The 17,705-nt window shown below is 67.8% G+C and carries 22 protein-coding genes; 13 read left to right on the top strand and 9 right to left on the bottom strand.

The annotated features are described in order from the left end of the window. The first annotated feature begins 168 nt into the window (after nt 1-168). A complete protein-coding gene (locus O3X23_RS00150) occupies nt 169-741 on the top strand; it encodes a small secreted protein (protein ID WP_331283863.1) in 573 nt (190 codons plus the stop codon). Nucleotides 742-860: 119 nt separating this feature from the next. Beyond that, the gene (locus O3X23_RS00145; RefSeq protein WP_269268904.1) at nt 861-2,390 is read left to right on the top strand and encodes a DUF7059 domain-containing protein; all 1,530 of its coding nucleotides are present in this window, start codon (nt 861-863) and stop codon (nt 2,388-2,390) included. 86 nt (nt 2,391-2,476) lie between these two features. Here O3X23_RS00145 and O3X23_RS00140 read toward each other — a convergent pair whose 3' ends face one another. From O3X23_RS00140 to O3X23_RS00130, 3 genes are all read right to left on the bottom strand, one after another. Continuing rightward, a complete protein-coding gene (locus O3X23_RS00140) occupies nt 2,477-2,740 on the bottom strand; it encodes a TM2 domain-containing protein (protein WP_138357097.1) in 264 nt (87 codons plus the stop codon). A gap of 145 nt (nt 2,741-2,885) precedes the next feature. Continuing rightward, nucleotides 2,886-3,296 carry a DUF2752 domain-containing protein gene (locus tag O3X23_RS00135; RefSeq protein ID WP_269268903.1) on the bottom strand — a complete coding sequence of 137 codons (411 nt, stop codon included), beginning with the start codon at nt 3,294-3,296 and terminating at the stop codon, nt 2,886-2,888. Continuing rightward, nucleotides 3,289-3,738, bottom strand: coding sequence for a TM2 domain-containing protein (locus tag O3X23_RS00130; RefSeq protein ID WP_269268902.1), 450 nt, complete (start codon nt 3,736-3,738; stop codon nt 3,289-3,291). Before O3X23_RS00130 ends, O3X23_RS00135 begins: the two co-directional genes overlap by 8 nt. A 332-nt stretch (nt 3,739-4,070) precedes the next feature. Here O3X23_RS00130 and O3X23_RS00125 point away from each other — a divergent pair, with 332 nt between their 5' ends. The 5 genes from O3X23_RS00125 (at nt 4,071) to O3X23_RS00105 (ending at nt 7,294) form a co-directional block, all read left to right on the top strand. Further along, entirely contained in the window at nt 4,071-4,265 is a 195-nt protein-coding gene (locus O3X23_RS00125) for a hypothetical protein (RefSeq protein WP_269268901.1), read from the top strand. A 518-nt stretch (nt 4,266-4,783) separates the two neighbouring features. Next, nucleotides 4,784-5,185 (top strand): STAS domain-containing protein, encoded by a 402-nt coding sequence (locus tag O3X23_RS00120; RefSeq protein ID WP_269268900.1) that lies wholly within the window; start codon nt 4,784-4,786, stop codon nt 5,183-5,185. After that, nucleotides 5,182-5,904, top strand: coding sequence for an ANTAR domain-containing protein (locus O3X23_RS00115; RefSeq protein WP_269268899.1), 723 nt, complete (start codon nt 5,182-5,184; stop codon nt 5,902-5,904). The genes O3X23_RS00120 and O3X23_RS00115 overlap by 4 nt, the downstream gene beginning before the upstream one ends. Nucleotides 5,905-5,909: 5 nt before the next feature. After that, a complete protein-coding gene (locus O3X23_RS00110; RefSeq protein WP_331283862.1) occupies nt 5,910-6,638 on the top strand; it encodes a GAF and ANTAR domain-containing protein in 729 nt (242 codons plus the stop codon). A 317-nt stretch (nt 6,639-6,955) separates the two neighbouring features. Continuing rightward, nucleotides 6,956-7,294: an STAS domain-containing protein gene (locus O3X23_RS00105; RefSeq protein ID WP_269268897.1), complete on the top strand. Its 339-nt coding sequence runs from the start codon at nt 6,956-6,958 to the stop codon at nt 7,292-7,294. Nucleotides 7,295-7,483: 189 nt separating this feature from the next. Here the strand turns inward: O3X23_RS00105 and O3X23_RS00100 are convergent, their stop codons facing one another. Next, nucleotides 7,484-7,996: a hypothetical protein gene (locus O3X23_RS00100; protein ID WP_269268896.1), complete on the bottom strand. Its 513-nt coding sequence runs from the start codon at nt 7,994-7,996 to the stop codon at nt 7,484-7,486. A gap of 265 nt (nt 7,997-8,261) precedes the next feature. Between O3X23_RS00100 and O3X23_RS00095 the strand changes: the two genes are divergently transcribed. Further along, a complete protein-coding gene (locus O3X23_RS00095; protein ID WP_443047667.1) occupies nt 8,262-8,387 on the top strand; it encodes an NUDIX domain-containing protein in 126 nt (41 codons plus the stop codon). A gap of 37 nt (nt 8,388-8,424) precedes the next feature. Here the strand turns inward: O3X23_RS00095 and O3X23_RS00090 are convergent, their stop codons facing one another. The 3 genes from O3X23_RS00090 to O3X23_RS00080 form a co-directional block, all read right to left on the bottom strand. Beyond that, nucleotides 8,425-9,603 (bottom strand): methyltransferase domain-containing protein, encoded by a 1,179-nt coding sequence (locus O3X23_RS00090; protein ID WP_269268895.1) that lies wholly within the window; start codon nt 9,601-9,603, stop codon nt 8,425-8,427. 455 nt (nt 9,604-10,058) lie between these two features. Continuing rightward, nucleotides 10,059-10,181 (bottom strand): hypothetical protein, encoded by a 123-nt coding sequence (locus O3X23_RS00085; RefSeq protein ID WP_269268894.1) that lies wholly within the window; start codon nt 10,179-10,181, stop codon nt 10,059-10,061. A 283-nt stretch (nt 10,182-10,464) separates the two neighbouring features. Further along, entirely contained in the window at nt 10,465-10,653 is a 189-nt protein-coding gene (locus tag O3X23_RS00080) for a hypothetical protein (protein ID WP_269268893.1), read from the bottom strand. Nucleotides 10,654-10,864: 211 nt separating this feature from the next. Here O3X23_RS00080 and O3X23_RS00075 point away from each other — a divergent pair, with 211 nt between their 5' ends. Then, nucleotides 10,865-12,199: a hypothetical protein gene (locus O3X23_RS00075; RefSeq protein ID WP_269268892.1), complete on the top strand. Its 1,335-nt coding sequence runs from the start codon at nt 10,865-10,867 to the stop codon at nt 12,197-12,199. Between the two features lie 742 nt (nt 12,200-12,941). Here O3X23_RS00075 and O3X23_RS00070 read toward each other — a convergent pair. Next, nucleotides 12,942-13,295, bottom strand: a complete 354-nt coding sequence (locus O3X23_RS00070) for a VOC family protein (protein WP_269268891.1) — start codon at nt 13,293-13,295, stop codon at nt 12,942-12,944. 1,532 nt (nt 13,296-14,827) lie between these two features. Beyond that, complete coding sequence (locus O3X23_RS00065) at nt 14,828-15,358, bottom strand: winged helix-turn-helix domain-containing protein (RefSeq protein WP_269268890.1); 531 nt, start codon at nt 15,356-15,358, stop codon at nt 14,828-14,830. Between the two features lie 190 nt (nt 15,359-15,548). Between O3X23_RS00065 and O3X23_RS00060 the strand changes: the two genes are divergently transcribed. Genes O3X23_RS00060 through O3X23_RS00045 form a run of 4 tightly spaced genes read left to right on the top strand, consistent with a single transcriptional unit; the run spans nt 15,549 to nt 17,684 of the window. Beyond that, nucleotides 15,549-15,896 (top strand): hypothetical protein, encoded by a 348-nt coding sequence (locus O3X23_RS00060; protein WP_269268889.1) that lies wholly within the window; start codon nt 15,549-15,551, stop codon nt 15,894-15,896. Beyond that, on the top strand, nt 15,893-16,087 hold the full coding sequence (locus O3X23_RS00055; protein WP_269268888.1) for a hypothetical protein: 195 nt from the start codon (nt 15,893-15,895) through the stop codon (nt 16,085-16,087). Before O3X23_RS00060 ends, O3X23_RS00055 begins: the two co-directional genes overlap by 4 nt. Further along, nucleotides 16,087-16,287 (top strand): hypothetical protein, encoded by a 201-nt coding sequence (locus tag O3X23_RS00050; RefSeq protein WP_269268887.1) that lies wholly within the window; start codon nt 16,087-16,089, stop codon nt 16,285-16,287. Before O3X23_RS00055 ends, O3X23_RS00050 begins: the two co-directional genes overlap by 1 nt. Next, entirely contained in the window at nt 16,284-17,684 is a 1,401-nt protein-coding gene (locus O3X23_RS00045; RefSeq protein ID WP_269268886.1) for an FtsK/SpoIIIE domain-containing protein, read from the top strand. The genes O3X23_RS00050 and O3X23_RS00045 overlap by 4 nt, the downstream gene beginning before the upstream one ends. The last annotated feature ends 21 nt before the right edge of the window (nt 17,685-17,705 follow it).

Genomic DNA, 17,705 nt, shown 5'->3' with positions numbered 1-17,705 from the left:
GGGCGGCACCTTTTGGTGCCGCCCGCCGCCGTGCTCGTGAGCGGCGACACCGCCTGTTCCTTGGTACAAATGGCTTGATCAAAGGATGAATCGTCCTTCGGACTCGTGGTCGACACCCATTTGGCGTGTAAGTTCCGGGGCCGTAGAGCCATGGAAGGGACACAACCGGTGAAGAAGAAGCTCGTGGGCGCGCTGTCCGGTGCCGCTCTGCTCCTGGCATTGACGGGATGCGGCAGCGACGACTCGAACGACCAGCTGGACGCCTGGGCGAAGACCGTCTGCGACCAGGCCTCGGCACAGACCAAGCAGATCAACGACGCGAACACGGCCATCACGAAGGTCGACAAGAACGGCAAGCCCGCGGATGTGAAGGCGGCGGACTCCGCGGCCTTCGAGCAGATCTCCGAGGCGTACAAGGCGCTCGCGGACATCGTGAGCAAGGCCGGGGCGCCACCGGTCGACGACGGCGCGGCCCAGCAGAAGGCGACCGTCGCCGACCTCACCAAGGCTTCCACCGCCTACGCGTCGGTGAAGGCCAAGGTGGACGGTCTCGACACCACGGACCAGGGGAAGTTCGCCGACGGCCTCACCGCCGCCTCGGCGGAGGCGGACACGGCCAACAAGACCGCCGAGGCGGCTCTCAACACCCTGCGCAAGGGTGAGGTCGGCAAGTCGATGGCCAACCAGACCGGCTGCAAGTCACCGGCCTCGGCCCCGCCGGTCTCACCGTCCGCGACCTGACCGGGGCACGCCGCCGACCGCACGCGGTCGGCGGCCGCCTCACCTGATCCCGGCGATCCGACACGGCCCGGCGCCCCTCCGAGGGCGCCGGGCCGCGCTCGTTCCGCGACAATGGAAGCGTGAGTACCCCGCCCCTCTCCAGCGCCCCGCCCCTCCCCGCCCCGGATCACGCGGAACAGCTGCGTGACGCCCTGCGGGCCGCCGCCTTCACCGCCGACGGCTGCCTCGATCTGCTCGGCGCCACCGCTTACGCGGCCCTGTCCAGGGCCGAGACCGTGCCCGCGCTGCGCGCCACCCGCGGCGGCAGCCCGCTGGAGTCGCTGGTGCGGCTCTTCCTGCTGCAGCGGCCGGTGGCCCACGAGCGGCTGCGCGCCGCCCTGCCCGTCGAGGTGTGCCTCGCCGACGGCTGGCTGGTCAGGGACGGCGACGAACTGCGCGCCACCGTGGACGTACGCCCGTACGCGGGAGACGGCGGCGAGGATTGGTGGATCGTCTCGGACCTCGGCTGCGCCGTGGGCGGCGCAGCCGGCATCGGCACGGCGCCCGGCGTGGACCGGGCGGACCTGGTGCTGGGCGTCGGAGGGGCCTCCACGACGCTCGCGGGGCTCACGATCCGCGACCCGGCGGGCTCCGCCCTCGACCTCGGCACCGGCTCGGGCGTCCAGGCGCTGCACGCCTCCCGGCACTCCACCCGCGTCACCGCGACCGACGTGAACGCGCGCGCCCTGCACTTCGCGCGCCTCACCCTCGCGCTCTCCGGCGCGCCGGAGGCCGATCTGCGGCAGGGCAGCCTCTTCGATCCGGTCGGCGAGGACCGCTTCGACCTGATCGTGTCCAACCCGCCGTTCGTCATCTCCCCGGCGGGCCGCTTCACGTACCGCGACGGCGGGATGCGCGGTGACGATCTCTGCCGCACCCTCGTCCAGCAGTCCGCCGCGCACCTCAACGACGGCGGCTACTGCCAGCTCCTCGCCAACTGGCAGCACACCGAAGGCGAGGACTGGCGGGAGCGGCTGGCCGGCTGGGTGCCGCGCGGCTGCGACGCCTGGATCGTGCAGCGCGAGGTGCAGGACATCACCCAGTACGCCGAGTTGTGGCTGCGCGACGGCGGCGATCACCGCGACGACCCCGAGCGGTACGCGGCCCGCTACGACGCCTGGCTGGACGAGTTCGAGCAGCGCAAGGTCAAGGGCATCGGCTTCGGCTGGATCACCCTGCGCAAGTCGGGCTCGGACCGGCCGGCGATCACCGCCGAGGAATGGCCGCACCCGGTGGAGCAGCCGCTCGGCGCGCACATCAAGGACTGGTTCGTCCGCCAGGACTTCCTGCGCACCCACGACGACGCGGCCCTGCTGGAAGCGCGCTTCCGGCTCGCCGACGAGGTGGTGCAGGAACAGGTGGGCCTGCCGGGTGCCGAGGACCCGGAGCACGTGGTGCTGCGTGCCAACCGCGGGATGCGGCGCGCCACCAAGGTCGACACGGTCGGCGCGGGGTTCGCGGGCGTGTGCGACGGGACGCTGCCGGCCGGCCGGATCCTGGACGCCATCGCGCAGTTGCTGGGGGAGGACCCGGTGATACTGCGCGACCGTACGCCGGACTCGATCCGGCTCCTCGTCGAACAGGCCTTCCTGGACCCGATCGAGGACTGACGGGACGTCCGGACGCTGCAACGCACCTCGGCCCGCTCCCGTGCGGAGAACGGGAGCGGGCCGAGGCGGAGCGGTCAGCGGGGGACTCAGCCCTGCAGCACACGACCGTTGGAATCGGTGCGGTCCTTGCTGGTGAAGAAGATGATGGCGTCGATGAACGACCAGATGCCGCAGCCGCCGAGGGTGAAGAGCTGGCCGAGGGCCATGCCGGTGTGGCCGGTGTAGAAACGTCCGATGCCGAGGGTGCCGAGGAAGAGCTGCAGCAGGCCCGCGGTGATCTTGGACTTGTCCGAGAGCGGACGGCCCTGCGGGTCGTAACCGAACGGGGCGTCGGGCGTGGGGGTGGCCATGGATGGCTCCTTGCGTAGGGGACGAGACACCAACGGGACGTGCGTAGGTGCTCCGCCCCCCGATGCGTGGCCTGATCTTGGCAGCAACGCCTACCGGGAGTCACATCATTCGACCCGACTTCATGGAATTGTGATCAGATGCGTGCTAATTGATATTGCGCAGTACACCCCAGATCAACGCGGCGCCGATGACGACCGCCTGGTACCGGCCCGGTACGACCGGCCGGTACGACCGGCCGCGCAACCCCTCCACCAGCCAGCGGCCGTAGAGGTACAGGCCCACCGGAGCGATGACGAACAGGGCGGCGTTGTCATGGAAGGCGCCGGACATATCACCGTGCATCAGGTCATAGACCATGCGCGTCGCACCGCACCCTGGACAGAGCAGCCCCGTCGCCCAGTTGAAGGGGCAGCGCGGCAACAGGTGCCCCGGCTCGTGCGGGTTGGTGGTCCACAAGTACCCGGCGCCCGCGAGGAGCGCGAGCGGGACCGCGGCCGGGTGCGAGACGAGGCGCCGCACCCGGCCGGCGGTCGGCCGCAGACGGGTTTCAGCCACGCAGGACGCGGCCCTGGGCGTCGGTGTTGTTGTTGCCGGTCAGCAGGATGATGCCGTCGATCAGCGACCAGACACCGCAGCCGCCGAGCGTGAAGAGCTGGCCGAGGGCCATGCCGATGTGGCCGGTGTAGAACCGGCCCACGCCGAAGCCGCCCAGGAACAGCGAGAGCAGCCCCGCCGTCACCTTCGACTTGTCGGAGTACGGGCGGCCGTAGGGGTCGTAGCCGTACGGCGCGGCCGGGTCGCCGGTGTACGCGCCGGGCTGCGCGTAACCGGGCTGCATGCCCGGCTGCTGCGGGTAGCCGTAGCCGGGCTGGCCGCCGGGCTGGCCGTACGGGTTCTGCGGGGGCTGCTGCGGCTGGCCGTACTGCGGGTAGCCGTATGCCGCGCCCGGCTGCTGCTGCGGGTCCTGCGGCTGGCCGTACGGGTTCTGGTCGGACATGGCGGGTGGCTCCCCCTGCTGAGAAACGTCGGGCGTCGGACACGGCGGTTGCGGTCGACGCCGCACATCTTTCCAGTTCGCCCCAGTGCCCGTCCCGCCCGGGGCAGAATGGGGGGTTGATCCCCGGACAACGTGACGAGGCGTCGCTTCCCCGAGGGCACCGACGCGCCCTTCGAACGCGGTGATCGCAAACGGGCCTCGCTCGATGTGATGTAGCGCTCGCTTGTCCGCCGCCATTCACCTGGTATTCGCCCGGACGCCGTACGGAGGTGCGAGTCTCCGGCGCGAGCCGCGAGAACGCCGTGCGGAAGGTCATATAGAAGGGGACGGGCATGGAGCGCACACCCGCACTGTTCGCCGGAATGGTCTTCGCGCTGTTCGGGGCGGCGCTTCTGGTCTGGGCGGGGGCGCGCACGGCGGGACGGGCGCCGGTGACCCAGGGCGGTGGCCCCGCGGGCGCGGTTCTGACCATTCTTTTCGGGGCGGTCTCGCTGCTCGCCGGCGTCTGGTGTCTCGTACAGGTATAAGCGCATGTCACGCGGCCCGGAAACGGACAGAGCGGTCGGGCCGTGCGGCAGGAATGACGGTTGTCGGGTTACCGATGTTGTCACCAACCAGTGCAGGAAGCGCAGGTCAGAGACGACATGGACGAAATCATCAACCGTTGGGTGGAAGAACAGGCCGCAAAGGCACCTCGGATCCCTGAGAAGGCGTTGAGGGAGTTGGCGGACACGTTGGGCGTCGATCTAGGAGATGCCCCAACCATGGCCCCGTCTTCCCGTCGGGCTCGGACCAGTCTTGCTCGCTTGGGCGGGCCAGCGTCGGCGAGCCCGAGTCCCACCTCGTCGCCGCGTGCAGAAACCGAATAGCCCCCGGATGGGGCAGTCTGGGCTCTCGTGTGGGCCCGCCAACATTTCTGGGTGAAGCGCTGGTCTCGGTTTCCTTGGATTCCCCCCATCACGGGTCGAAGGGCCCATGATGGGGGTGAGTGCCCTTGACCCTGGCATGTCCGGTCGGACGCGAGGACTCCCAGAGGTGGGCACTGATGACGATCACGAGTGAGCAGCCAGTCCAACAGCGGCGGTGCCAGATCGTGAAGCTGCGCGGTGAGCTGGACCTGGATACTGTCCCCTCCTTCGGGACGGTCCTTCGTCGCGCTTGCGCCGATCCCCTCAGACCGGAGTTGGTCGTGGATCTGCGGGCGGTGACGTTCATGGACTGCACCGCCCTGCGGGAGTTGTGCACGGCCCGCGCGAAGTGCGTGAGCGCAGGCGGCTGGTTGCGCCTGGTGTACGACGCGCCCGACATCCGTCGGCTCTTCGACACAGTGGAAATGACCACAATCTTCCCGCCCTACGCCACCATCGCCGATGCCTGTTGCCATTGGCCCCCGCACCCGCTCGGGTATGTGCGGCTGGTGCTGGGTTACCGGAGGCTGCGCCGATGATCGGTGACCGGATGGCGGATGTCTTGACGCGGCTGCATCTGGGGCGGCACGGGGACCTTGCGGCGGCGTGCGCGACCGCGTTGTGGGTGGACGGTGTGGCGCTGTCGTTGGTCCTGGACGGTGATGGGCTGGAACCCCTCTGGTCTCACAGCGCCGCCAGTACCCTGCTGGAGGACTTGCAGTTCACCCTGGGGGAAGGGCCCGGAATCGATTGCGCCCGCACGAACTGCACGATCACCGTCCCGGACCTGCACACCGCCCGCCCGGATCAGTGGCCGGCGTTGCGCGCCGCGATCACTGAAGCGGACCTGCCGGTTGGAGGCCTGTTCTGCTTCCCGCTGGGCTTGGGCGCGATCCGCGTCGGGGCCCTGACCTTGCGGTGCAGCGTCCCCGGGCCGCTGCTGGATTCGCAGGCCTCCGATGCCTCGATGCTGGCCGCTGCTTTGACCGCCTGGTATCTGAGCGGTAACGGTTCCGAACTACGCCCGACTGCGGATGTAAGCAGTTCCGTGGATCTGAATTGGGCGGAGGTCCACCAGGCGACGGGGATGCTCAGCGTTCAGTTGGGGGTGCCGTTGGCGCAGGCACTGTTGCGGCTGCGGGCCCACGCGTACGCCCAGGGAAGCCCGCTGCGCGAGGTGGCCGCAGATGTGGTGGCACGACGCTTGCGTTTCACACCGGATCCGGACGCACCGTCGTCCGACACTCGAGAGGGATGATGGGTATGGCCCGCACGATGCGGCTGATGGAGATTTTCGTGGAGCTGGCCGACTCCCTGATCGACGACTTCGACGTCATCGACTTCCTGCAACGCCTCTCGACCCGCTGCGTGGAGCTACTCGACGTCTCGGCGGCCGGCATCCTGCTGGCCGACCTGCATGGCGAACTGCAGGCCGTCGCAGCCTCGGACGAGAACACCCAATTGCTGGAGCTGTTCACACTGCAGCACGCCCAGGGTCCATGCGTGGACTGCTACCACTCCGGGACGGCCCGGGCCAACGTCGACCTGACGGACCCGGCCACCACTGTCCAGTGGACGGACTTCGCGGTCCGGGCGGCAGAATCGGGCTTCGTCGTCACCCACGCCGTCCCGCTACGGGTACGCGACAGGATCGTCGGAGCCCTGAACCTGTTCCACACCGAACCCGGCCACTTGGCCGACGAGGATGTCGCCCTCGCGCAGGCGATGGCCGACATCGCCACCATCGCCATCCTCCAACAACGCACCCTGGACAATGCCCACCTGGAGAACGCACAGCTGCAAAGCGCCCTCAACTCCCGCGTCGTGATCGAACAAGCGAAGGGCGTCCTGGCCGAACGCTGGAACACCGAACCGGACCGGGCCTTCGCCACCCTGCGCGCTTACGCCCGCAGCCACAACCTACGCATCTCCGACCTGGCTCACGCGGTCATCGACGGCCGCTTGGACACCACCTTGATCCCCAAGCCCTGACCGTATGGTCACCGATCAGGGTCGCCTTCGCTGGCAACGGACCTCAACCGCCTGGCTACGTAGGTGAGTAGGCAGCTCTGACGCACATTCCGTAACCGATTATGGGCGGCAAGAGCCCGTCCTTACGCTCGCCCGACTGACGGATTTGCCATTCACCTATCCGGGCTAACCGGGCCCTATGGCCCTATTGGGCGCATGTGCCAGGCTCATAGACTGTGGGCAATCCACTCTGGCCCCTGGTGGCAATCGGCGCCGCACCGGTGCCGTCCTGGGGGCCACGTGCGCAGCCAGGTTGTGACATCACAACCGGGAGCGCCATGTCCTCCAGTGACCATCGGCCCGATGGATCGGTCTGCAGTGTCACGATCGGTACCCGTACCACGGTCGCCCTGCACGGGGAGATCGACCTCGCCATGGCCCCCCAGCTGATCGAGCACCTGGACGCCGCTACCGCAGGCCACCGGCCCGATGTCGTGGTGGACCTGCGAGCCGTCACCTTCATCGACTGCAGCAGCCTGGGCCTACTGTGCCGGGCCAGACGCCGCTCGCAAGAACGCCACGGCCACCTCTCGCTGATCTGCACCGACGCACGCACCCTGCGCCTCCTGCGCCTCGCCGACCTGCTCCGCATCTTCCCGCTGACCGACCCGACGTAGCAGCCCAAGGCCACCTACGGAATGTGTGCCAGATCCCTGTTGAGAGCAACACAGCCCACCCGCCCCTGGTTGCGCGATCGCCCTGCGAAATCTGCCACCGTGACCTGCTCCCACGGAGCTTCCCGAGGGCGGTGCGAGCCGGGCGCCCTACCTGTTCGGCCGGGACCCGCCACGTTCTTCCGGAGCAGATCAGACGCCCCATGCCACGCCGCCTGACGCGGGCCAGTTGCGGCGTGCCGGTGGCGCGGGGACCACGACCGGGGGCAGTGTTTGCCGGTGGTGAGGGTCGCAAGGGGCCGCCAGCATCTTCAGCGCGCTGTGCAACTTGACGCGGACGGCGCTCTCGGTCAACTGGTGGGTTACCGCGGCGGCGGCACAGGTACGCTCGGCGAGGAGATGCAGGCCGAGTTCGACACGATCCATGCCGGTGATACCTCGTGGGCAGCGGCCGCTGGAGATTTGGAGTCCGCTCGGGACATGGTCTGGGCGGGGCGGCTGCTGCGTCTTGTCGGGGTCGGCAAGGACTTCGGCCATGGCCGCCGTAACCGTGCGGGTGTCGTCGACCATGAGCCAGGTCAGGGTGGCGGTGGCCATCAGATGCAGATCACACCACGTCAGAATCGAGCGCTGGCGAGCCAGGAGCCCCTCCCCGGACAGGTCACGGGGCGAGCCGTCCTGATCGGGGCGCATCATCGCGTCCACGACAGCGCCTGGCGGGGACGGTCCAGGTCACCCGCAAGGCGCACCACCTGGTGCCGTCGGATTCGTTGGCCAAAGTTGGTCGCCATCCGTGCCCTCCCTCTTAGGGTTCCATCGCGCGTCCGGAACGGACATGCCAGGGACTGGGGCACTCACACCCATCATGGCCCCTGAGGACCTTGAACGGGGGGTCGGGTCGGTATTTCGGCCATAGACCACGAGACCGCGCAGTGGGTGGCCTTCGCGTGGGCTTGGGAGCTCCCATGGGCTGATCGGGCAGGGCGAGACTCCCGATGAGACGGCGGCACGCGAGGTGGAGGAAGAGGTGGGTTGGCGTCCTGGTCCGATGAAGCCGCTCAGGCCCCCACCTTGGTGTCTTCCGGTGGGGGCCTGAGGCTTGGACGCACGAAGAATTGGCCTCGCACCAAGGATCAGGGTGTTACGGGAACATCGGGACTGTGGAGCCAGGCTCGTTGCTCGGAAGCCGTGACGGTGAGACCGAATCGGTCTGGTTCGGGGGAGTCGTTATCTCTCCACCAGTGGTGTGCTGTTTCGACTTCGTCCCATAGGCGGCGTGGGCCGTGCTGCCAGACAGTGAATTGGTCGTCGCGTTCTCCGTCGTAGTCGATGGCGGCCCATGAGGTCGCGTCAGTGGTGGCTACCCACAGTCGCGTCATGACGCCGTCCACATGCGGGTCCTGCTGGCGGGTGTACCAGACGTCGCCCAAGCGCATCCCGATCGCGAACTGGGCGTTGATGTCCTGGCCGGCTACTTCCCACGGCGCCAAGCTGGTCTGCGACTCGGCGGGCCGGTGTGCGTCCCGGACGACATCGCGATAGATGCGTAGGTCGGAGCGCTGGCCGCGCATGAGCATGAACGCCCCATGGGGGCTGAACCGGCCCTCGCCAATGCCGTCGCGTACATCCAGGCGCAGGAGTCCGTAGGTGATCCATGGGTTGTCCCACGCTGTGACGATCACGGCTCCGGGCTGGGCCTGCTGTACCCATGTGTGCGGCACGCGTCGTACGGAACAGGTACAGATGACCCGGTCGTACGGGGCTCGCGAGGGCCAGCCCTTCGCCCCGTCGGCGCAGACCACGTGCGGGTACATGCCTGCGTTGTGGAGGGCGGTGCGGGCCCTGGCGGTCACGGATCCGTCGATTTCCAGAGTCGTGACGTTCGCTTCGCCGAGTCGGTGCGAGAGCAGGCCCGTGCTCCAGCCGGTGCCAGTGCCGATTTCCAGCACATTCGCGCCGTCATGGGCGTCCAGGTCTTCCAGCATGCGGAAGACGATGGAGGGCGCGGACGCTGAGGAGGATGCCCAAACGTCACCGTCCTGGGGCTCCGCGCCATCGTTGACCTGTGTGACTACGGGTACATCCGCGTAGGCGGCGGTGTACCAGCGTGCGGTGTCATTCTTCAGATCGCACGGTTCGTAGCTGTTGTCTCCGTCGTCCAGCCAGATTCGCTCAGGTAGGAAATGATGCCGCGGTACGGCGTTGAACGCTGCCAACCACTCTGGGGCCGGCTGATGACCGAGGTCGTTTGAGACCGCGCGGAGCAGGCCGCGTTGGGCTGCGGCCTGCTCCTGCTGGTGCGTGTTGGTCACTTCTTGTCGCCGCCCTTGTGCTTGGGCTCCGGAGCGGGCTTCGACCCATCCGGAGATGGCTTGCTGGTCCCCGGGTCTTTCCCTCCGGAGTGTTTGCCGTCACCGCCACTTCCGCCCTTGCCGGTTCCCCATCCCATGGTGGTCTCCTTCGTCTCGTCGGTGAGCTACAGGTGGCGTGCCTATGCGGCGGTGCGGCCCTTGGCCGGGATCGGCGAGGGGTCCGGCGGCCGGGGCGTCGGTGTTTGGGGTCGGCGGGGTCCGGGCGGCGGCGGCTTTGCCATGGGATGTTCCTTCCTGGAATGCTGCCCGCTCGGTGAGATGCCGCGCGGGGTGCTGCGGGGGTACGCCCGGCTCCGGCCGTCACGGTCGGGAAATCCGTGACTCCTGGGTGGCTGGAGCCGGGCGCGCTGGTACCGGTCCCCGTCCGAGTACGAGACATCGGCGGGGACCGGGGTCTAGAGGCTGGGCGGCGGAGTGTCCGGCATCGCCACAGCGAAGTTCGGTGCAGGTGGTGCGGTGGGCTGCCCCGCCACCAGCAGGACGGCAACCGCGGGGGCGCCGAGCACGTTGAGGAGCATCAAGAGAGCTCCGATGGTGCGGCCGTCACTGGAGGGGGAGGGCGGGCGTCGATGGCGTGGCTTCTCGGCCACGGAGCGGATCACTGGTTACCGCCCGCAGGTTCGAGAGCTGACAGTGGGGCACTCCACTCGACACCGCCACCCGGTGGCCGCAACCATGCGAACTCAGTGGCTTCCGCGCTGGTCGGGTAGCAAGTGCCGATCTGCTGCACCTCGCCGACTCGATGGTTGCTCGTGTCCAGGACGAGGGTGTCTTCCTTGATCCAGTCCCACTCGCTGCCAGTCATGCGGCATCACCGCCCGATGCTTGCCCCTCGTGTGGTTCGCCGGACCGTCTCTGGAACGTGTCCCAGCCGCTGGCCGCGAGGCTGAGCGCCTTGGCGCTGAGTTCCTGGTCGCGCCTCTGGATCGGCGTCGAACTGGCATGGAGCGCTGTACGCGGTGGCTTGGTCTGGTGGTCGTCTCCGGTCATGGTGTCGTCTCCGTAGTGGGTGGGGCGTCCTGAAGATCCGCGACGGAGGTCACGGGACTGCCTGCGGTGAGACGCTGGGTGCGCGGTGGCTGAGAGTGCGCTGGTTGTTCGTTGCGCGGCTGATGTTGAGTGAACTCGGGTACGCCGTCTGAGAGAACGGGCAATGCTGGACGGGACCGTGAATGCCGTGAACGACGATGGAGGTCATCGCATGGCACCACGCACGCGCACACCGAATACCGCCCTGCGCACGCTTCTGACGGAGGCGCAGTGGACAAGGGGCCAGCTCGTGCGGGCAGTCGTACGCGTCGGAGCCGAGCAAGGGGTGACGCTCACCTACGACGATTCGACCGTTTCCTACTGGCTCAAGGGCTCCTTACCGGGACCGGAGATCAGGCCGTTCATCTGCGAAGCGTTCTCCCGGCGACTGCGGCGCCCAGTAACGTCCGCCGAAGCGGGATTCGGGAGCGACACTGAGTCTGGCGGTGCCGATCTGGTGTCGGATCTGGTGGACCTCGGAAGGGCGGACATGGACCCATCACGGCGCGGCGTGCTGGCGGCCGGCCTGTACTCGGCTGCGCTGATGGTGCCCAGGTACACCGATCTTTCGGGCAGGCTAGAAGCCTCCACGGCCGGACGCACGATACGGGTGGGGCCCGGCGAGGTTGCCACCGTCCGCACCATGACGGACCGCATCGCGGACATCCTTGATGAACTCGGCGGCGGCCACGCCCGGCCGATGGCGGCGGCGTTCTTGCTGAACACCGTGTCGCCGTACCTCCGAGCCGACGGGTCGGAGTCGGTGAAGAGAGACATGCTGGCCGCAGCGTCGGACCTGGTCTATTTGACGGGCTGGATGGCCATGTACGAGCGGGAGCACGGCCTCGGACAGCGCTACTACGTGCAAGCACTCCACCTGGCCGGGAGCGCCGAGGACCACCTCACCTACTGCCGCACGCTGCGCGGCATGGCGTTGCAGGCATCGAACCTGGGCCACGGTCCCAAAGCTCTGGAACTGGCCGACTCCGCCGCCGAAGCTTCCCCGAAGGCCGGCCCCCGCCTGCGGGCGTTCCTCGCCGGACAACAGGCCCACGGTGCGGGGATGGTCAAAGACCGACGGCAGGCGTTCGCCCGGCTTGCTGAGACCGAGACGGCGCTGTCTAAGGCCGACGGGCGGAATGATGCGGTGGGTGGCTACGACCAGTCTGCCTATCAGTTCCACGTCTCCCACGTCCTGTACGAGCTGGGTGACCTGCCCGGTTCGGTGAAGGCGTTGCAGCAGTCCAACCGCGTCCGGCCTCCGCAGGAACGGCAGGGCCGCGTTCACGCCAACGGGCTCTTGGCACAACGGCAATTGGAACTGGGCCACGTGGAAGCCGCCTGCGCGACATGGGAAACCTTCCTCGACGATTACGCCGTGATCTCTTCAGCACGAGGCGACGACCACTTTCACACCATGCGTCTCCGGATCAGGCCCCACCTGACCAACGGGGCTGCGCGGAACCTGCACCAACGAGCCGTTGAGGTCGCTGCACTGAAGGCATAGGGCACGCATGAAGAGCGGGGTGGGACGCCAGCCGTCGAACGCTAGCCACGAAGGCGGGTTCGGCGGCTGGATCGGCGCGGGAGGCTCGTTGTAGCTCCACTTGGTTCAGCCAATCCATGGGCTTGTGCGTGACGGCGCGTGGTGGTGTCAGCCGTGGTCTCCGGTGCTGGGTGGTGGTGGACCTGATGGTGGTTGTGCTGGGCAGGCTTCCCGCGGCTTCATGGGTGGCGGTGTCGTGGGCTGCATGGTCGTGTGGGTGTCCGGCTGCGTCTGCTGCGTGTCGTGGGTGCGGCCTGGTTGGGCTGCTGTGGGGCTGTCGGGGTTGCTTCCTGCTCCTGGTTGTCCGCTTCTCTGTCCTTGCGCGCTGAGCGGCCCGGGGCCGCCGGAGCGGGGCGGAGACAGGAGCGTCGGCGGCCTTGGGCCGCCAGCGCGCGCGGCCCGCGTCAGCGGGCCGCCTTGATCCAGTAAAGAAACTCTTAACAGCTCTGCTGCTGACCGGGCTTGGCTGCTGCTGCGGAACGTGGCTGGTGCTGCCGGTCGGGCTGCTGGTCCTGCGCTCGCCCTCCGTCGTCTGCGACCGGTGGAAGGCACTGGGTAACCCGCTGCTGCGCTTCCCGTCCGGCTGCGCTTCCTCGGGTCATGTCCCGTGTAGTGGTGTAACCGGGTCGGCGAACAGCGCCTGGGGCACCTGCGGGTAGTCGAAACCGTCCGGCACCTCCGCCCGAACGGCTGCCCGGCCCGCTCAGCTCTTCCGCTCACCCAGGACACAGAATTCGTTGCCCTCCGGGTCGAGGAGGGTCACCCAGTGCTGCTCGTCCTGCACGGTGTCGGCACGCCGGGCACCGAGGGAGAGCAGCCGGGCGACCTCGGCCTCCTGGTCGTCGGGGCGGAAGTCGGGGTGGAGCCGGTTCTTCCACGTCTTGCCCTCGGGGACAGGCACGAAGAGCAGCCCCGGCATCTGGTCCGGCTCAGGCCGGATCTCGATGATCTCCTCGGATTCGTCGACCACTACCCAGCCGAGAGCCTCGGCCCACCAGCGCCCGAGGGCGATGGGGTCGGAGGAGTCGACGATGATCTGTTCCCATTCGAGTGCCATGGGCGTGAGCATGGACAGGGTCGGCTGGCCGCCAGGGCTGGGGGTAACTGCCGTCGACCGCCGGTCCGGTGTGCGGATCGTGTCCCGCAGAACGATGTAGTACCGCGATGTGGTGGCAGCAAGTCGCGAGAAGTGATCGCTGCTACACCACTCCAGGGGACACCACCCTTCCTCGCGCATCGGGTCAGCGCTCTCTATGCCACGCCCGGCAGATCTCGAAAGTTTTCGCACGCTTTACGCCCTTTGAGGGCTTACGCGCGCTTTGGCAGCGGATTTTTGAAATCTATCCACAGGCGGATTCGCGCAGGCTTCTCCCATGGACTTCGCAAGGAACTCTGATCGGCGCCCGCGCGCCCAAATCGCGGCTGGTACTGAGCTGTTGGCCTCTCGGCGCCGTCCGCGTTCCGGCTCTGCGGCGCAAGAGTTATCCACAGGTGGGGTGTCCCCCAGGATGCGTCTGGGCGGCGCGGTTGGCGGCGAGCGACGCATGGCGTGTGACACGGGTCGCACGGAAATTGCGGAGTCGGTGTCACAACAGGGCCGGCGCTGGGACTTGCCGTAGGTAGAGGTCCAAATTGCGGACTCTTTTGGGAGGTGGGTCACCGCATGCGTGAAATGGGTGCTGCTCGATCCCGGATGGAAGCCGGGGATTCTCGCACGGGATCGCCGGTTAGCCCAACCGGCGTTTCTTCGGAGCATTGGTGCATCGCCGAGGGGCGGCTAAGTGACATGGGCAGGGCGACCGATGGCAGGGGCAACGTGAGGCGACAAGCGCTGACCAACGGCAGAGCCATCCCGTGGGGCGGGCGCGGAATCGAAGTTCCTGCCCATCTGACGGGAGGGAGCGACTTCGGTGCGGGCGCGGGCCGTTGGCGGTGGTGCTCTGGTGCCAGGCTGCCAGTGGGGCGCGGGATCCGCCGTGTCCCGGCGACCGGTCCGCTAGCGGCTGCGGAAGGCGGGCAAGCGGCGCTGAGTGTGGGCAAAGTAGGGCGTTTCCGGGGCAAACCACGGTTGCTGAGCGGCACGCGCAACATCACTGAACGGAGTTGCCGAATTGTGATTTTGAGGGCGCTTTTCAGTGACGTTTTCAGTGATGTTGCCGATCCAGGATGCCCGTGCGGACAGCGGAGCGCGGCTCGTGTCGCCTCCGTCGCTGGGGCCGCGAAGCGCCTAACGGCCGGGGAGGGAAATGTGACGTTCATCACGCAAGTGAGCGTGGCGCGGGGTGCCGTTGTGTCCGCCTGCGTACGCCTGTGTCCGCCTGTGTCCCAGTGCGTACGGGGGCCAGAAGCGCGCGCCCGACAAGTTGATCAAGGTCGTTTGGAGCGGCCGGATTTCCGCTCTACAGTCCGTGATCCTGCGGGAGCGACCGGCGGCGGTACGGGGGCTGGCGATGCGTGAGAGCAGTGGTGGGACGGGTTCGCAGCGAAGCGGGGGAATGGTGATGACGGAAAAGGATCTACGCCTGATGCGGGAGATAGCCGAACTGGGATCCCGGATAGTGGCCGAGCTGGACGAGGTGCGCGAGCGCCTTACGGGTGTTCAGGTGCGGATTGCTGCTCTAGGCGCTGGACCTTCGACTCAAGTTCGGTCACCTGCTGCGTGAGCCCGGTGACCTGAGCGCTCATGGAGCGCATCTGGTCTCGGAGGCCGATCAGGAATTCCGTCATCGCGGATGCCTGATCGCCTCCGGGGGCCGGGGCCGGCTGATCCGGTTCCGCGGCTTCCTCGTCGCTTTCGCCAGTCGCTTGGGGTTCGCCGGCGTTCTGCGTGTACCAAGCGGGCGGGGTGTAGTCGAACTTGAACTCGCCGACGGGGTCGGGCTTGTAGTTGGACTCGGCGATGTAGGTGCCTCGGCCGTGGACGGAGTAGACCAAGCCTTCGTCTTTGAGCACTCGTAGCGCCGCGTGCACGGTGGCGTTGGCGATGCCGAGTTCGTCCTTGAGCTCACGTGCGGACGGCAGACGCCCGCCAGGGCGCAGTTTCCCGGTCCGGATGTCCTCACGGATCTTGTCTGCGGCCAGTTGGTACGGCGGTCGCGGGCCGTGGGCGGGCAGCGTCATAGGCCGAGGATAGTCCGATCTAGACCACCCTGAACACCTGCCGCGCCCTGCGGATAACCCCGGCGCGCAAGACCTCTAGTCCGTTCCGAACGAACCAAGTCATCTAGATCGCTTGACTCCTCCAGAGTGTTCGGGCACTGTTGGTCTCACGCCGCACCCAACGGGGTTCGGCTCAACGAAGGAGCAAGTCATGGCACGTGCATTCGCGAAGGTCGACACCGCCGGATCGATGTTCATGGTCGCGGTGGCGGCCGTGGACAAGCTGAAGGACACCGCTGAGGGGATGCCGCCGGAGCGGGCTTTCGACCGGATGTCCGGTGAGGCGCTGTCGGTGGTCAACCTCGTCGAGATGTTCGACGGGCGCGCCCAGATCCTCAAGATCACCGTTCCGGCGTCGCAGATCCCGGACAAGCTCGCCCCGGGTGCGGTGGTGCGCCCGATGGGCCTGATCGCGTCCCCGTGGGGGATGGCTGGGATGGGTGGTGCGGTGAACGTGGGCCTGTCCTACCGCGCTGAGGGCCTGGAGCTGGTCAAGTGACCGCCGCGCCTGCGGAGCGGGTCTATCCGCTCGTACCGGATGACGACGATCCCCGCTTCACGGCGGGCCTGCTCCTCGACGTGGTCAAGGTCCTGGAGGCGCACGGCTACCCGCCCGTCACCACGGGCCCGGACCTGATCGACCTGCACGTGGGCCTGTTCCGGTTCCTCTACCGGGGCGGTGCCGCGTGATGTTCGGCCCGCCACGCGCCTACCCGCTGGACCACGTGCCCGGCGATGACCGGTTCACCGAACAGTTCGTGAAGTCGATGGGCGCGCTGCTTGTCGCCCACGGCTATCCGCCGCTGGACAACCTGACGGACTGGGGCGATTTCGAATTGGCCCTGGTCGAGTTCCTGTTCGACACCCACAACGAAAGGAGGACGGCATGACCCCCCAGACGGTCACCCACTACGCGCCGTTGCTCGTGGCCCTTGGCCTGCTGGTGTTCCTGGTGCTGGGCATCCGGATCACCGTCCGCTACGTGCGGGCCGATACCGAGATGCGGGCCAGCATCCGACAGGCGGCACGGATACGGCGCCGGTGGCCGCGCGTCTCCGTGATGTGCGGCCTGTCGGTCCTCGACAAAACCCCGACCTTCGTCGCGTCGATTACCGCCAAGGACGGGCAGATTCCCAAGCCCCGGGAGCTGCGCCCGAAGATCTCGACGATCCCGGACCGGTTCGGCGTCATCGTGCACGCGAACTGCCTGCCGAACGTGGGGCTGGAGGACTTCAAGAACAAGGCGGCCTACCTGGCGGACGACTGGGGATGCACCCGGCTGTCGGTACGGCAGAACGGACCCGGCAAGGTCATCATGCGCGCGGTGCGCACGGACCCCCTGATCGTCCCCACCACGTTCGTCCCCTCCGGGCTGCCGCTGGCGGACGTGAGCCTGTGGGATCTGGGCGTGGACGAGTACGCCGAGCTGGTGAGCCTGCGGGTGTCCAACATCCCCGGCATCACGGTTGCCGGCCTGCCCGGGTACGGGAAAACGTCCCTGATCAACGCCATCGTGTGCCGCCTGGCGCCATCCGGCGCGGTGCAGATCGTTGTCCTGGACGGAAAGGTGTCCTCGGCCGATGAGGGCGACTACGCCGACATGGTGAAACGTCTCTTCGCCTTCGCCGGTGATGACCTGGAGGAAGCCAACGAGCTACTTAAGCGGCTCGTCGCGTTGCGACGTGAGCGCTCGTCCACCATCCGGCGGGTGCTGGGGGTGGCCAACATGTGGCACGTCGGCCCGTCCCCGGAATGGCCGCTGGTCGTCGTGATCATCGATGAAGCGCACACCTACTTCCGTGACCACAAGGGCAGCGACCCCAAGACCAAGGCCCTGGCTGCGCTGGCTGCGGAGAACGCCCGGCTAGTGGAAGACCTCGTCAAGAAGGGCCGTTCGATCGGGATGGTGGTCATCCTCGCCACCCAGAAAGCCACGGGTGATGCGATCCCGACGTTCATCCGGGACGTGTGCCCGGTGGGGCTGTCCTTCGCACAGAAGACGGCGGAAGCCTCGGTGGCCGCGCTCGGGGAGGACATCCGCAACTGGCCGGACGCCAATCCGGTGCTGTTGCAGGACCCCGGATACGTCGGCGTCGCGGCCATGGTCACCCAGGGCCAGGAAGGCTTCATCCGGGTTCGGATGCCGGAGGTGGACCCGTACTACGCCGCGCAGATCGCCGCCGACACCGCCCACCTGACCGCCGACCCCACGGACCTGCTCGCCGTGGCCCTGGCCGCACCGCCGGTGATGTTCAAGAACCACCCTCGCCCCCGTGACGGCCGCTGACCCCGCCTCACCCCACCGACC

Origin of the sequence: Streptomyces sp. H39-S7, from assembly GCF_027158205.1 — a bacterium.
Taxonomy (GTDB): Bacteria; Actinomycetota; Actinomycetes; order Streptomycetales; family Streptomycetaceae; genus Actinacidiphila.
Note: the sequence above shows the minus strand (reverse complement) of the source record. Positions and strands in the feature narration are given on the sequence as shown.

Coding starts and splice junctions, on each gene's coding strand:
- O3X23_RS00140 (WP_138357097.1), bottom strand. CDS start 2,740: ATGGCCACCCCCACGCCCGACGCCCCGTTCGGTTACGACCCGCAGGGC.
- O3X23_RS00130 (WP_269268902.1), bottom strand. CDS start 3,738: ATGTCCGACCAGAACCCGTACGGCCAGCCGCAGGACCCGCAGCAGCAG.
- O3X23_RS00125 (WP_269268901.1), top strand. CDS start 4,071: ATGGAGCGCACACCCGCACTGTTCGCCGGAATGGTCTTCGCGCTGTTC.
- O3X23_RS00120 (WP_269268900.1), top strand. CDS start 4,784: ATGACGATCACGAGTGAGCAGCCAGTCCAACAGCGGCGGTGCCAGATC.
- O3X23_RS00115 (WP_269268899.1), top strand. CDS start 5,182: ATGATCGGTGACCGGATGGCGGATGTCTTGACGCGGCTGCATCTGGGG.
- O3X23_RS00110 (WP_331283862.1), top strand. CDS start 5,910: ATGGCCCGCACGATGCGGCTGATGGAGATTTTCGTGGAGCTGGCCGAC.
- O3X23_RS00105 (WP_269268897.1), top strand. CDS start 6,956: ATGTCCTCCAGTGACCATCGGCCCGATGGATCGGTCTGCAGTGTCACG.
- O3X23_RS00085 (WP_269268894.1), bottom strand. CDS start 10,181: ATGCTCCTCAACGTGCTCGGCGCCCCCGCGGTTGCCGTCCTGCTGGTG.
- O3X23_RS00080 (WP_269268893.1), bottom strand. CDS start 10,653: ATGACCGGAGACGACCACCAGACCAAGCCACCGCGTACAGCGCTCCAT.
- O3X23_RS00075 (WP_269268892.1), top strand. CDS start 10,865: ATGGCACCACGCACGCGCACACCGAATACCGCCCTGCGCACGCTTCTG.
- O3X23_RS00070 (WP_269268891.1), bottom strand. CDS start 13,295: ATGGCACTCGAATGGGAACAGATCATCGTCGACTCCTCCGACCCCATC.
- O3X23_RS00065 (WP_269268890.1), bottom strand. CDS start 15,358: ATGACGCTGCCCGCCCACGGCCCGCGACCGCCGTACCAACTGGCCGCA.
- O3X23_RS00060 (WP_269268889.1), top strand. CDS start 15,549: ATGGCACGTGCATTCGCGAAGGTCGACACCGCCGGATCGATGTTCATG.
- O3X23_RS00050 (WP_269268887.1), top strand. CDS start 16,087: ATGTTCGGCCCGCCACGCGCCTACCCGCTGGACCACGTGCCCGGCGAT.
- O3X23_RS00045 (WP_269268886.1), top strand. CDS start 16,284: ATGACCCCCCAGACGGTCACCCACTACGCGCCGTTGCTCGTGGCCCTT.